This window comes from Cupriavidus necator (genome assembly GCF_016127575.1).
GTDB classification, from domain to species: Bacteria; Pseudomonadota; Gammaproteobacteria; order Burkholderiales; family Burkholderiaceae; genus Cupriavidus; species Cupriavidus necator_D.
This window is the reverse complement of the sequence record NZ_CP066018.1, coordinates 1,304,568-1,318,284: the sequence shown is the minus strand read 5'-3', so window position 1 is coordinate 1,318,284 and position 13,717 is coordinate 1,304,568. Positions and strand designations below refer to the sequence as shown.

The 13,717-nt window shown below is 68.6% G+C and carries 13 protein-coding genes; 8 read left to right on the top strand and 5 right to left on the bottom strand.

The annotated features are described in order from the left end of the window. The first annotated feature begins 3 nt into the window (after positions 1-3). The 8 genes from bioB to I6H87_RS06105 all read left to right on the top strand — a co-directional run bounded on the left by bioB (position 4) and on the right by I6H87_RS06105 (position 7,310). Entirely contained in the window at positions 4-1,035 is a 1,032-nt protein-coding gene (bioB, locus tag I6H87_RS06140) for a biotin synthase BioB (RefSeq protein WP_010813271.1), read from the top strand. Positions 1,036-1,099: 64 nt separating this feature from the next. After that, positions 1,100-3,127 carry an acetyl/propionyl/methylcrotonyl-CoA carboxylase subunit alpha gene (locus tag I6H87_RS06135; protein WP_011614389.1) on the top strand — a complete coding sequence of 676 codons (2,028 nt, stop codon included), beginning with the start codon at positions 1,100-1,102 and terminating at the stop codon, positions 3,125-3,127. Between the two features lie 104 nt (positions 3,128-3,231). Next, positions 3,232-4,173 (top strand): 2-hydroxyacid dehydrogenase, encoded by a 942-nt coding sequence (locus I6H87_RS06130; RefSeq protein ID WP_010813273.1) that lies wholly within the window; start codon positions 3,232-3,234, stop codon positions 4,171-4,173. Between the two features lie 37 nt (positions 4,174-4,210). Next, complete coding sequence (locus I6H87_RS06125; RefSeq protein WP_010813274.1) at positions 4,211-5,146, top strand: hydroxymethylglutaryl-CoA lyase; 936 nt, start codon at positions 4,211-4,213, stop codon at positions 5,144-5,146. 41 nt (positions 5,147-5,187) lie between these two features. Continuing rightward, positions 5,188-5,688, top strand: coding sequence for a YbaK/EbsC family protein (locus I6H87_RS06120; protein ID WP_010813275.1), 501 nt, complete (start codon positions 5,188-5,190; stop codon positions 5,686-5,688). Beyond that, positions 5,685-6,113: a thioesterase family protein gene (locus I6H87_RS06115; protein WP_010813276.1), complete on the top strand. Its 429-nt coding sequence runs from the start codon at positions 5,685-5,687 to the stop codon at positions 6,111-6,113. The genes I6H87_RS06120 and I6H87_RS06115 overlap by 4 nt, the downstream gene beginning before the upstream one ends. A 10-nt stretch (positions 6,114-6,123) precedes the next feature. Further along, positions 6,124-6,384, top strand: a complete 261-nt coding sequence (locus I6H87_RS06110) for a DUF1289 domain-containing protein (protein WP_011614390.1) — start codon at positions 6,124-6,126, stop codon at positions 6,382-6,384. Beyond that, entirely contained in the window at positions 6,354-7,310 is a 957-nt protein-coding gene (locus I6H87_RS06105) for an MBL fold metallo-hydrolase (RefSeq protein ID WP_011614391.1), read from the top strand. The genes I6H87_RS06110 and I6H87_RS06105 overlap by 31 nt, the downstream gene beginning before the upstream one ends. A gap of 22 nt (positions 7,311-7,332) precedes the next feature. On the opposite strand, the gene I6H87_RS06100 is transcribed toward I6H87_RS06105, so the two are convergent. The 5 genes from I6H87_RS06100 to I6H87_RS06080 form a co-directional block, all read right to left on the bottom strand. After that, a complete protein-coding gene (locus tag I6H87_RS06100) occupies positions 7,333-9,528 on the bottom strand; it encodes a TonB-dependent receptor (RefSeq protein WP_041687115.1) in 2,196 nt (731 codons plus the stop codon). A 159-nt stretch (positions 9,529-9,687) separates the two neighbouring features. Next, entirely contained in the window at positions 9,688-10,146 is a 459-nt protein-coding gene (locus I6H87_RS06095; RefSeq protein WP_081225787.1) for a hypothetical protein, read from the bottom strand. Beyond that, positions 10,079-11,347 (bottom strand): GTP-binding protein, encoded by a 1,269-nt coding sequence (locus tag I6H87_RS06090; protein WP_010813281.1) that lies wholly within the window; start codon positions 11,345-11,347, stop codon positions 10,079-10,081. Before I6H87_RS06090 ends, I6H87_RS06095 begins: the two co-directional genes overlap by 68 nt. Positions 11,348-11,578: 231 nt before the next feature. Further along, on the bottom strand, positions 11,579-11,998 hold the full coding sequence (gene dksA, locus I6H87_RS06085; protein ID WP_010813282.1) for an RNA polymerase-binding protein DksA: 420 nt from the start codon (positions 11,996-11,998) through the stop codon (positions 11,579-11,581). A gap of 610 nt (positions 11,999-12,608) precedes the next feature. Next, the gene (locus I6H87_RS06080) at positions 12,609-13,709 is read right to left on the bottom strand and encodes a CobW family GTP-binding protein (RefSeq protein WP_062804601.1); all 1,101 of its coding nucleotides are present in this window, start codon (positions 13,707-13,709) and stop codon (positions 12,609-12,611) included. Positions 13,710-13,717 lie beyond the last annotated feature (8 nt).

Here is a 13,717-nt window from a genome sequence, read left to right as displayed (position 1 = left end):
ATCATGACTCAAGCTCACACCGCTACCACCGTTACTACCGTTTCCGTCGATTCCCTGCGCCAGAGCGCGCGCTCGCACGCACTGCCCGATGACGCCGCGTGGCGCGTCGATGACGTTGCCGCGCTGTTCGCGCTGCCGTTCAACGACCTGCTGTTCCGCGCCCAGCAAGTGCACCGCGAGCACTTCGACGCCAATACCGTGCAGCTGTCCACGCTGCTGTCGATCAAGACCGGCGGCTGCGAAGAGGATTGCGGCTACTGCCCGCAGAGCGCGCACCACGATGCCGGCGTGAAGGCCGAAAAGCTGATGGCGCTGGACGAAGTCCTGGACGCCGCGCGCGCGGCCAAGGCCAATGGCGCCACCCGCTTCTGCATGGGCGCCGCCTGGCGCAGCCCCAAGGACCGCCACCTGGAGCCGGTGATGGACATGGTGCGCGAAGTCAAGGCCATGGGCCTGGAGACCTGCGTCACGCTGGGCATGCTCAAGGCCGAGCAGGCCCAGCAGCTCAAGGAGGCGGGGCTGGACTACTACAACCACAATCTGGATACCTCGCCTGAGTTCTACGGCAAGATCATCACCACGCGCACCTACCAGGACCGGCTCGACACCATCGGCCATGTGCGCGACGCCGGCATCAATGTCTGCTGCGGCGGCATCGTCGGCATGGGCGAGGCGCGCGAAGCGCGCGCCGGCCTGATCGCGCAGCTGGCCAATATGGACCCGTATCCGGAGTCGGTGCCCATCAACAACCTGGTCCAGGTCGAAGGCACGCCACTGGCGGGCACCGAGGCGCTGGACCCGTTCGAGTTCGTCCGCACCATTGCCGTGGCACGCATCACCATGCCGCGCGCCATGGTGCGCCTGTCCGCCGGCCGCGAGGCCATGGACGAAGCGTTGCAGGCGCTGTGCTTCATGGCCGGCGCCAATTCCATTTTTTACGGCGAAAAGCTGCTGACCACCGGCAACCCGCAGGCCGACCGCGATCGCGCCCTGCTGGCCCGCCTCGACATCCGCGCAGAGGGCTACGCGGGATGACGAGGTAAGGAAGCCCACCGGTAATCAGCTGGCTCGCCGTCCTGTCGAAAAACTAGGAGGAGCCATGTTCAGCAAGATCCTGATCGCCAACCGCGGTGAAATCGCCTGCCGCGTGGCCGCCACCTGCCGCCGGCTCGGCATCCGCACCGTCGCGGTGTACTCGGATGCCGACGCCGACGCGCGCCACGTCGCCTTCTGCGACGAGGCCGTGCATATCGGCGGCGCGGCCGCGCGCGACAGCTACCTGCGCGCGGACCACATCATCGAGATGGCGAAGGAGGCCGGCGCCCAGGCCATCCACCCGGGCTACGGCTTCCTGTCCGAGAACGAAGCCTTTGCCGAGGCCTGCGCCGCGGCGGGGCTGGTCTTCATCGGCCCGCCGGCGTCCGCCATCCACGCGATGGGCAGCAAGAGCGCGGCCAAGCAATTGATGGAGAAGGCCGCGGTGCCGCTGGTGCCCGGCTACCACGGCGAGGACCAGGGTCCGGCGCTGCTGCGCCGCGAGGCCGACCGCATCGGCTACCCGGTGCTGCTCAAGGCCAGCGCAGGCGGCGGCGGCAAGGGCATGCGCGTGGTCGAGTCGGGCGACGCCTTCGAGGCCGCGCTGGCCTCGGTCAAGCGCGAGGCCAGCGCCAGCTTTGGCGATGACAAGGTACTGGTGGAGAAGTACCTGACGCGCCCGCGCCATATCGAGATCCAGGTGTTTGCCGATACCCATGGCAACTGCGTCTACCTGTTCGAGCGCGACTGCTCGGTGCAGCGCCGCCACCAGAAGGTGCTGGAAGAAGCCCCCGCGCCAGGCATGACCGAGGCGCGTCGCCGCGCCATGGGCGAAGCGGCGGTGGCCGCGGCCAAGGCGGTCGGCTATGTCGGCGCCGGCACGGTGGAGTTCATCGCCAACCAGGACGGTTCGTTCTACTTCATGGAGATGAACACGCGCCTGCAGGTGGAGCACCCTGTTACCGAGATGATCACCGGGCAGGACCTGGTCGAATGGCAGCTGCGCGTCGCCGCCGGCGAAGCGCTGCCGCTCACGCAGGACCAGCTGCGCATCGACGGCCACGCCCTGGAAGCACGCATCTACGCCGAGAACCCCGACAAGCAGTTCCTGCCATCAACCGGCACGCTGCGCTTCCTGCGCACGCCGCCGGCGGTGCAGTTCATGCGCGGTGAGGATGTGCACGGCCCGGCCGGCATCCGCATCGACGCCGGCGTGCGCGAAGGCGACACCATCAGCCCGTTCTACGACCCGATGATCGCCAAGCTGATCGTCTGGGGCAAGGACCGCGACGAGGCGCTGGCGCGCATGCGCCAGGCGCTGGCGTCGTATCACGTGGTGGGGTTGTCGACCAACGTGGCCTTCCTGCAGCGGCTGGTGTCGTCCCAGGCGTTCCGCACGGCGGACCTCGACACCGGCCTGATCGAGCGCAACGAGAAGGTCTTGTTCCCGCCGCCGGCGCCGGTCGGCCTGGAAGTCATCGCGCTGGCGGTGGCGGCGCTGTTCGACCGCGAGGCCCGCGAGCGTCGCATCGACGCCGCCGACCAGCATTCGCCGTGGACCCATGGCGGCGCGTGGCGGCTGAACGGCGGCGTGTCGCGCACGCTGCGCTTCGGCTATGGCGAGCAGGTGCTGGAGGTGACGCTGAGCACCAATGAGCGCGGCAGCACGCTGATCTATGCGGACCAGGCGGCGCCCTTTGCCTGCACCTGCCAGGCCGACGATATCCGCATCAACCTCGGCACCCGGCGCGCGCACGGGCAGGTGCATGCGGATGGCGAGACCTTCCACGTCTTCTATGCCGGACGGCATGTGAGCCTGGCCTGGCTCGATCCGTTGGCCCATGCCGGCGAGACCGAAAGCGAAGGCGGCAAGCTCACTGCGCCGATGCCCGGGAAGGTCATTGCCGTGATGGTCGAGGCTGGCAGCACCGTCACGCGCGGCACGCCGTTGCTGGTGATGGAGGCCATGAAGATGGAGCACACCATCAGCGCACCGGTGGACGGGGTGGTGAGTGAGGTGCTTTACCGGGTCGGGGAGCAGGTTGTGGAGGGGGCGCAGCTTCTGGCGTTCGAGGGGAAGTCGGGGGCTTGATGCCGACAGGGGCAGGGGCGCGGTCACCGTTGCCCCAACCAACCCCACGTCCGTTCCTCTGCCAAAATACGTCTTTAACCCCACCAGATTCCCCTGGAGACAAAATGAAGTTGCAGTTGTACGTCCCCGATGGCCGCTACGACGCCTGGATCGCAGGATTCGCCGAGGCACTGCCCGAAGCGCAATGCGTGACGTGGGAGGACAGCCGTGGCGAACCGGCCGACTACGCCGTGGTCTGGCGCCCGCCGGTGGAGATGCTGCGTGGCCGTACCGAGCTGAAGGCGGTGTTCAACCTGGGCGCCGGTGTCGACGGCATCCTGCGCCTGCGCGATGAAGCCCCTGACGCCTTGCCCGCGGGCGTGCCGATCGTGCGGCTCGACGATGCCGGCATGGCCGCGCAGATGGCCGAGTACGTCACCCACGCCGTGCTGCGCTATTTCCGCAAGATGGACGCCTACGAGGCCCAGCAGCGCGCCGGCAACTGGAAGTTCCTCAAGCCGCATCGCCGCGCGGATTTCACCATCGGCGTGATGGGGGTGGGCACGCTCGGCACGCATATCGCCCGCACGCTGGCGGGCTTCGGCTTCCCGGTGCGTGGCTGGAGCCGCACCGCGCGCGCCATCGAAGGCGTGAGCGGCTTCTATGGCGATGCCGGGCAGGCGCCGTTCCTCGATGGCCTGCGCGTGCTGGTCAATGTGCTGCCGCTGACACCGCAGACCGAGAACATCCTCAACGCCGCGCTGTTCGCGCGGCTGGCACAGGGCGCGTATGTGATCAACGTCGCGCGCGGGCAGCACCTGGTCGAGGAAGACCTGCTCGCCGCGGTGCAGTCGGGGCAGGTTGCGGGTGCCACGCTCGACGTGTTCCGCACCGAGCCGCTGCCTGCCGAACACCCGTTCTGGCAGGAGCCGCGCATCACCGTCACGCCGCATATCTCGGCGCTCACGCTGCGCGAAGACAGCATCGCGCAGATCGCCGGCAAGATCCGCGCGCTGCGCGCGGGCCAGCCGATCGCGGGCGTGGTCGACGTGCAGCGCGGCTACTGAGCGCCCGACCAATACCAATCAAAGACAGGAGACTGCCATGACCATGCCGAACTACGTGAAGATCGTTGAAGTCGGCCCGCGCGACGGCTTGCAGAACGAGAAGGCGATGGTGCCGACCGAGGTCAAGGTCGCGCTGATCAACCAGCTGACCGATGCCGGCTTCGTCAATATCGAGGCCGCGTCGTTCGTGTCGCCCAAGTGGGTGCCGCAGATGGCCGACGGTGCCGACGTGATGGCGCGCATCCAGCGCCGGCCCGGCACACTGTTTTCGGCGCTGACGCCGAACATGAAGGGGTTTGAAGGCGCGATCGAGGCCGGTGCCGACGAGGTCGTGATCTTCGGCGCCGCCAGCGAGGCGTTCTCGCAGAAGAACATCAACTGCTCGATCGCCGAGTCGATCGCGCGCTTTGCGCCGGTGGCCGCCGCAGCCAAGGAGAAGGGCGTGCGCCTGCGCGGCAGCATCTCGTGCGCGCTGGGCTGCCCGTACCAGGGCGAAGTACCGGTGCACGCGGTGGTCGACGTGGTGCGGCGCATGCGCGAACTGGGCTGCGACGAGATCGACATTGCCGACACCATCGGCGTGGGCACTCCCGTGCGCGTGCAGGAAGTGATGCGCGCCGCGGCGGCGGAGTTTGCGCTGGACCGCCTGTCGGGCCATTTCCACGATACCTACGGGCAGGCGCTGTCCAATATCCTGGCCAGCCTGGAAGTGGGTATCTCGATCTTCCATGCGTCGGTGGCGGGGCTGGGCGGCTGCCCGTACGCAAAGGGCGCGACCGGCAACGTGGCGACCGAGGACGTGCTGTACATGCTGCACGGCATGGGCATCCACACCGGCATCGACCTGGAAGCGGTGGTGCGCACCGGCGACTATATCTCGCAGGCAATTGGCCGCGCCAACAGCTCGCGCGTGGGCCGTGCCTTGCTGACCAAGTGGGCCGCCGCCAGCGATGCGGCGCCTGCCTGCGCGTAAGTGCGGATCAGGCGCGGGCCACAGAACAAGGAGAAGTACGCATGACGGTGAATGACGAAGCGCTGCCCGAGTCCGCGCAGCGCGTGGCGGACCTGCTGGCCGGGCTTGGCCATGACCGGCCCGTGGTGATGCTGCCGGCCACCGGCAAGACCTCGGCCGAGGCCGCGGCGGGGCTGGGCTGCAGCGTGGCCGAGATCGCCAAGTCCATCATCTTCCGGCGCGTGGCCGACGATGCGCCGGTGCTGGTGATTGCCAGCGGCAGCAACCGCGTCGACGAGGCCAAGGTGGCCGCGCGCGTAGGCGCGCTGGGCAAGGCCGACGCGCGCTTCGTGCGCGAGAAGACCGGCTACGCCATCGGCGGCGTCTGCCCGATCGGACATGCGGTGGCGCCGGTGATGCTGCTGGACCAGGACCTGTTCCGCTATGACAGCTTGTGGGCCGCGGCGGGGCATCCCCATGCGGTATTCAACCTGACGCCGCACCAGTTGCAGCAGATGACGGGCGCTGAAGTGGCCGACGTCGCGGCAGGCTCAGTGGCATGAGTCCCGACCTGCGCCCCGGCCTGACCTTCAGCTGGCAATACACGGTGCCGCCCAAGGCCACCGTGCCGCGCCTGTACGACGATATCCCGGGCTGCCCCGAGATGCCCGACGTGCTGGCCACCGGCTATATGGTCGGCATCATGGAGTGTGCCTGCCTGCAGATGCTGCGCGAACACCTGGACTGGCCGCGCGAGCAGTCGCTCGGCACGCTGGTCAGCTTCTCGCACCTGGCGCCGACGCCGCCCGGCATGACGGTGACGGTCAAGGGCGAACTGGTGGCGGTGGACGGGCGCCGCCTGCGCTTCCAGCTGAGCGCCTGGGACGGCGAGGACAAGATCTCCGAGGGCGTGCATGAGCGCCACCTGATCGACGCCGGCCGCTTCAATGAGAAGGTCGCCGCCAAGGCCGCGCGCGCGGCGGGCTGAGCGCTGTCCGATGGCCACCATGCCCACGCCCGCCCCCTCCGCGGCTGAACTGGCGGCGCAAGCCGACCTCGCGCTGCGCGCGTCGCCTGTGCCTTCGCCATGCCGCAACATTTGCCACATGGACCCGTTCAGCGGCTACTGCGCAGGTTGCCTGCGCACGATCGACGAAATCGCCGGCTGGTCCTCGGCCAGCGACGAAGACAAGCGCCACGTGTGGGCGCAACTGCCGCAGCGCGCAGCATGGCTGGCAGGCGAGGAGGCATCCCCTTGAGCGCAAGCCCGGTTCCGCAGTTGCCGCCATCCATGCGCGTGTTCGAGCGCGGCTGGCTGTCGGCTAACAATATCCTGTTCGTGGACGGCGACGATACGGTGCTGGTCGATACCGGCTACGTCACCCACGCGCCGCAGACGGTGGCGCTGGTGGCGGCCGCCTTGCAGGGCCGGCCGCTCGCACGCGTGATCAATACCCATCTGCACTCCGACCACTGCGGCGGCAATGCCGCGCTGCAGGCGCGCTGGCAGCCGCGCACCGCGATCCCCGCGGCCGAGGCCGCTGCCGTTGCCGCGTGGGATACGGAAGCGCTCAGCTACAACGCCACCGGCCAGCAGTGCGACCGCTTCACCTTCGACAGCGTGCTGAACGACGGCGACACGCTGCGCCTGGGTGGCATCGACTGGCAAGTCGTGGCCGCTCCCGGCCATGACCCGCACGCGGTGATGCTGTTCGCGCCGGCCGGGCGCATCCTGGTTTCCGGCGATGCGCTGTGGGAGAACGGCTTCGGCGTGATCTTCCCCGAGCTGGATGGCGAGAGCGGCTTCGCCGAGCAGGCGGCGGTGCTGGAGCGCATCGCGCAGCTCGACGCGCGGTCGGTGATCCCGGGCCATGGCCGGATGTTTACCGATGTGGCGGCGGCGGTCGAACGCGCCCAGGGGCGCCTGGCCTACCTGAGCGCCGACCCGGCGCGCAATGCCAGCCATGCGGTCAAGGTGCTGGTGAAGTTCAAGCTGCTGGAGCAGCAGCGCATGGCCCAGGACGCGCTGGTGGCATGGATGGAGGCCGCGCCGCTGATGGTGCGCATCCGCCAGCGCTTCATGCCGGGGCTGGAGATGGCCGAGGTCTGCGCGCAGACGGTGCGCGCGCTGGCGGGAGTGAAGGCGCTGGCGGTGGAGGGGGAGTGGGTGGTGAATCGGGATTGATTCACCACGCCTGCCTGCATCCTCAGAACGACGTCCTGAACCCCACCTTCACACTGCGCCCGGCCAGCGGTGCGATATCACGCAGGATCGAAGCCGAGTTGCGCGCATCCTGGTTGGTCAGGTTGTCGCCGCGCAGGTACACCAGCGTCTGCGTGCCCGACACCTTGAACTTGTAGGTCAGCGCCAGGCTCAGCAGCGTATAGGCATCGGTCGGCGTGTCGTTGGTCGGCACGCGGGTCTGCTTTGCGGCGTAGGTCACGTCGACGCGCGCGCCCCACGGGCCCGCGCCATACACCAGTGCACCGCCCAGGCGCAGCGGTGCCAGGCGCGGCAGCGGTTCGCCGGTATCGCGGTTCTCGCCGCGCACGTAGTCGGCGCGGGCCTCGAAGTCCAGCGTGTCGCTGGTGGTCAGCATTTTCTGCAGCAAGCGCGTCTTGCCTTCCACCTCGAAGCCGTACAGCGTGGCCGGCACACCCAGGTACTGGAACTCCGGCAGCGCGTCCGGGCTGCCGGCGGCGACCACATCGCCCGCCTCGTCACGCGTGCGGCCGGTGGCGTTCAGCGCGAGGTAGTTGGCGAAGCGGCTGTAGTAGCCCGACACGGCGGCGCTGTGCGCGCCGGACTTGAAGCGCACGCCCAGGTCGATAGAGGTGGCCCGTTCCTTGTTGGCATTGGGATCGCCCAGCTCCCACGCGCCGGTGGCCACGTGGGGGCCGTTGGCATACAGCTCGTAGAAGGTCGGCGCGCGCTCGGTGTACGACAGGTTGCTGGTCAGCGACCACAGCGGGTTGACCTTGTAGAGCAGGCCGGCCGACGCGCTGGTGGCGTTGAAGCTGCGGCTGGCATCGGTAAAGCGGTCGTTGCCGTTGGCGCTGGCCTTGATGCTGCTGTGGTCCAGGCGCCCGCCCAGGTTCAGCTTGAGGTCGCCGGAAGCGGTCAGCGGCAGTTCCTCGAACACGAACAGCGCCGCGTTATCCGTATTGGTGCTCGGCACGAATGCCTCTTCGCCCAACGCGGAGAAGTCGGTATGGCCGAACTGTGTGCCGATCACGCCCGTCATGTTGCCGATCTTCGCGTGCCTGGCCTCCAGGCGCGCATCCCAGCCGCGGTTCTTGAAGATCGTGCCGGTCTCGCCGCCCTCGATCTCCTTGTGTTCGTAGTCGGTGTAGCCGAACTTGCCCTTGACCGATTCGAGCCAGCCGGCGGTGTTGCCGGCCAGGTTGCGTGCCTCGCCTTCCAGCGCAAAGCGGTCCTGCCGCATTTTCAGCCGCACGTCGTCCTCGGCGGGCGTGCCGTACTCATTGCGGTAGGCGCTGTAGTTGGCGCCGACGAAGCCATCGGCCCAGGTGTAGGAGCCGCCCATCGCGCCGCCTTCCTGCTGCGCGCTGGTGTTGGGCAGGCGGCCATAGGCTTCGGTCTCGCCTTCCGGCAGAGGATCGGCGCTGCGCAGGCGGTCGCTGCGGGCGTAGCCGGGGATGCGCAGGTCGCTGGTCTTGCGCGCAAAGGCGTCGGCGTGGACGGCGAACTTGCCGTTGCCGGCCTCGATCAGCGCGCTGGCGTTGCGCGCCTGGTCGCCGCCCGCGGTGGCGCTGGCATCGACCGCGCCGCCGATGCCTTCGATCGGCTCCTTCGGAATCCGGTTGTCGATCACGTTGACCACGCCGCCGATGGCGTTGCCGCCGTACATCAGCGCTGCCGGGCCGCGCACGACCTCGATGCGCTCGGCCACGAGCGGGTCCACCGGCACTGCGTGGTCGTAGGACAGCGTGGAGGCGTCGACGGTGGTGCCGCCGTTCTGCAGCACCTTGATGCGGTCGCCGTCCAGGCCGCGGATCACCGGCCGGCTGGCATTGGGGCCGAAGTAGCTGGACGAGACCCCGGGCAGCTTGTCGAGCGTGTCGCCCAGCGTGCTGCCCTGGCGTACGGCCAGGGCGTCGCCGCCGAGCGTCGATACCGGTGCCACCATGTCGTTGAGGTCGCTGCCGAGCGGATTGGCGGTGACCACGACTTCGCGCAGCATGGCGCCGGCTGGCGCGGTGGCGGTGGCGGTGGCCGTGGCCGTGGCGGGTGCGCTGTCGGCGGCAGGTGCCGTGGCCTGTGCCAGCGCGGCGGGCGCGACGAAGGCGGTCGCCATGGTGGCGGTGAGGGACGCGGCAAGGGCCGCCAGCGGGGTCAGGCGCGGTGCGCTGGTTGGTGCGGTGTAACGATTCTTCGACATGGCGCGCGGAGTGAGGCAATGGCAATCGGCCCGGCTGGCACGGCAGCTGCCCGGCACTGCGCCGGCCGCCCGCGATGGGCGTGGCCGCGCAGCCGGAATAGGCAGGCGTTCAGCTCGGAATTGGTCAGGCCGGGTGCGCGGCGAGGGCCGCTTCCCGGATCAGGCGAGGGCGATGGCAGGCGCCGGCGGCGCGCGCGATTGGAAGGGGTGGGTGGCGGGCAGGTCGGGCCAGCGCCAGGCCAGGTTGGCCGGCTTGACCGGTTTGCCAAAGGCAAGCTGCGGCAGCGGCAGCTTGCCGCACAGGGTGTCGGCAACCGTGGCGCCATCGAACAGCACGCACGAGTGGCCGCTGAATTTCTGCGCCAGCGGGTGCGGCTCGGGGTCGTTGGCCGAGGCGGCGTCGGCCGTTGTCACGGAGGCCGACGGCGCAAGCAGGCTGCCATGCACGATGCGGTGGGTCAGCCCGGCGTGCTGCGCCAGCAGCAGGCATAGCGTCAGCCACAGCGCGGACCAGAGGCCCGGGCCATGCGCGCGCAGGCGGGCGAACCAGTCAGTGCGCATGCGGATGGCCGGCGTGGTTGCCGTGGTGGTGGTCGGGATCGCCGCAGCCGCAATCATCGCCATGGTCATGATCGTGGTCGTCGTCAAAGTCGTCGACCCAGGCGGGGAAGGGATCCGCATAGCCCGCCCAGGCTTCCGCGCCCGCGGCCATCTCGGCATCGGTCAGCAGGCAGGCGTCGAGCCGGGCCTGCAGCGCCGCATGGTCCAGGTCCAGGCCGGTCAGCACCAGTTCCTGGCGGCGGTCGCCGAAGGCTGCCGGGGCACCGTCGACCTGCATGTCGGCTTCGACTTCGGCGCGTTCGGCGCTGTCGGCCGGCCATTCGGCCGGATCCAGCGCGGCCCACCAGGCGCCGGCGCCGCCATGGCGGCAGACGCCGCCGGACTGGTTCCAGTCGCCCGCGGTGTCCATGCGGCTGGCCAGCCAGAACAGGCCCCTGGAACGCAGCACGCTGCCGTGCTCGCGCAGCCATTCGGTATGGATCAGGTCGGCGAAGCGCTGCGGGTGGAACGGGCGGCGGCGGCGGTAGACCAGCGTGGAGACGCCGCTGGCGTCGGCAGCCGGCAACTCGCCGCGCAGCGCGGCGAGCCAGCCCGGTGCGTCCGCGGCGGCTTCGAAGTCGAAGCGGCCGGTGCCTTGCACGCGCTCGGGCGCGACCTTGCCGAAGCTGGCTTCGACGATATCGGCACGCGGGTTCAGCGCCTGCAGCACGGCGTGCAGCCGCGCCAGTTCGGCCGCGCTGGCGAGGTCGGCCTTGTTCAGCACGATCACGTCGCTGCATTCGACCTGCGCCACCAGCACTTCAGCCACGGTCCGGTCATCGTCCGTGGCCGGCGCCAGCCCGCGGTCGGCCAGGAACTCGGCCTCGTTGAGGTCGCGCAGGAAGGTGGCGGCATCGATCACCGTCACCAGCGTGTCGGGTTGCACCGCCGCGTCGGGCCCGGCGCCATGCTCGGCCTCGAACAGGAAGCCTTCGGCAATCGCGAGCGGCTCGTCCAGGCCGTCGGCTTCGATCAGCAGCGAGTCAAAGCGGCCCTCGGCGGCAAGCCGGGCGGCTTCGCCGAGCAGGGCGTCGCCCACGGGCAGCAGCGTGGCCTCGCAACCGGGCGGCAGCGGCGCCAGCGCCTGCCCATGCTGCGGCCCGCAGACCAGCACGGCCAGGCGCCGGCCCGCGCTGTGCGCAAGCAGGTGGTTCAGCAGCGTGGTTTTGCCGGCGCCGGGGAAGCCGGACAGCACGGTGACGGGCAGGCGATCAGCCATGGCAGGAGAGATGGAAGTGACGAGGGACTACGCAGCCCAGGCGAGGGGCGCGTTGTTGCAACAAGGTTGCGAATTTACCAGAAAGGCCGGGGCGGCAACAGCCGGACGATTCTCAATGGTAGGCCGTGGCGACGGCACGACAAGGCGGACGCGGCCCGCCAAAGCAAACGGCCCGGGTAACCGGGCCGTCACGTTACGCCTGCCGCACCGTCCGTGCCGGCGCGCGGCGTATCAGTCGCCGAACAGCTTCTGGCGCAGTTCGCGGCGTTGCTGCGCTTCCAGCGACAGCGTGGCGGTGGGACGGGCCAGCAGGCGCGGCACGCCGATCGGCTCGCCGGTTTCCTCGCACCAGCCGTAGTCGCCGGACTCGATGCGCTGCAGCGACTGCTCCACCTTCTTCAGCAGCTTGCGTTCGCGGTCGCGCGTGCGCAGTTCCAGCGCATGCTCTTCCTCGATGGTGGCACGGTCGGCCGGGTCCGGCACGATGACCGTTTCGCGCAGGTGTTCCGTGGTCTGGTCAGCGTTCTTCAGGATTTCGTCGCGCAGCTGCTCAAGACGGTGCTTGAAGAAGGCGAGCTGCGCTTCGTTCATGTAATCCTTGTCGCTCATCTTCAGGATTTCAGCTTCAGTCAGAAGTTTGTTGCTGCTCATGGTTGCTGCTGATTCTCTTGTTGATGCGGCCGGCGGCGTCCGGGTCCGCTCGGGTGCGCTGTCCGCGCGCTTGCGCGCCTCGGTTGTTTCACTCTGGCTGGCTGCAGTCTTGCTGCTTCGCGGGCCTCCCTTCGTTGCGCCCGCTTCGGCGTTCGCCGTACTGCCGCGGGGAGCGGGCGCTGCCTTCACAGGCTGCGCCTTGAGCGTCTCTGCCGCTGCAGTACCAGTCTTGCTGCGGCTTTCTTTCGTCTTCGTTGCGGCTGTCATGGGGACACCTCTCTCTCGCGTCAGTCAGTGACGGCGCGCGTCGGGGCACCCCAGGCGGAAAAAGGCGGTCTCCGCACGAAGCACTGCGACCGCACCTGCCGGCGGCCTGCCTCATGCTGACGACAACCGCCGCCCTGCAAGTCCACCAGATCCGATGGACCAAATGCCGGCAGCGGGAAAAAGGTGCGCCACCGGTATCAAATCCGGCCTATTGTACTTGAACAAATTTTTCCGAGATACGGGGAAAACCGGCTGGCGCTTCGGTATTTCCCCGGTACCCCGAACGGGGGGCGGCCGCGGAGCGGGGTTCGAGGGGGCGTCGCCGATGGGGCGACTGGTGCACTCAGGCCAGGCAGTTCTCCAGGCCCTTGAGGATGGCGTCGCGGGGCAGGTCCACGCCGATGAACACCATGCGCGTGCCCGGGGTCTCTTCCTCCCACTTGGCGCCGATGTCGCTGCCCATCAGCTGGTGGACCCCCTGGAACACCACTTTGCGGTCCACACCGTCCATATATAGTACGCCCTTGTAGCGCAGCAGTTTTTCCCCGTATACGGCCAGGATGCCGGACAGGAATTCCTCCAGCTTGCCGTAGTGGAAGGGCTTGTCGCTGCGGAAGACGAACGACGCAATGCGGTCGGTATGGTGGTGGTGGTGGTGGTGGTGGTGGTGGTCGTGCGCGTGGCCATGGCCGTGCGCATGGTCGTGCCCGTGGTCATGGCCGCAGTCGTCGCCGCAATGCTCGCCATGCTCATGCTCATGGTCATGATCGTGGTCATGGTCGTCGGCGCGCAGGAATTCCGGGTCGATCTCCAGCTTGGCGTTCAGGTTGAAGCCGCGCAGGTCGAAGATGGTGTCGATCGGCGCCTCGCCGAAGTTGACCAGACGGATCGGCGCGCGCGGGTTCATGTGCAGCAGGCGGTGGCGCAGCTCGGCCACGTCGGCTTCGGTCACCAGGTCGGACTTGGTGATGAAGATGGCGTCGGCAAAGCCAACCTGGCGCTGCGCCTCTTCCTGCTTGTCCAGCTGCAGGTGGGCATGCTTGGCGTCGACCAGCGTGATCACCGCGTCGAGCAGGTAGCGCGAGGCAATTTCCTCGTCCATGAAGAAGGTCTGCGCCACCGGGCCCGGGTTGGCCACGCCCGTGGTCTCGATCACCACGCGGTCGAAGTCGATCTCGCCGGCGTCGCGGCGCGTCAGCAGCGTCGACAGCGCCTGCACCAGATCGCCGCGGATGGTGCAGCAGATGCAGCCGTTGCTCATCTGCACGATCTGCTCGCGGCCGTCCTGCACCAGGATCTCGTTGTCGATGTTCTCTTCGCCGAACTCGTTCTCGATCACGGCGATCTTCATGCCGTGCTGCTCGTTCAGGATGCGCTTGAGCAGGGTGGTCTTGCCGCTGCCGAGAAAGCCGGTCAGGATCGTGACCGGGGTCAGTTTGGACATTGTTGTTC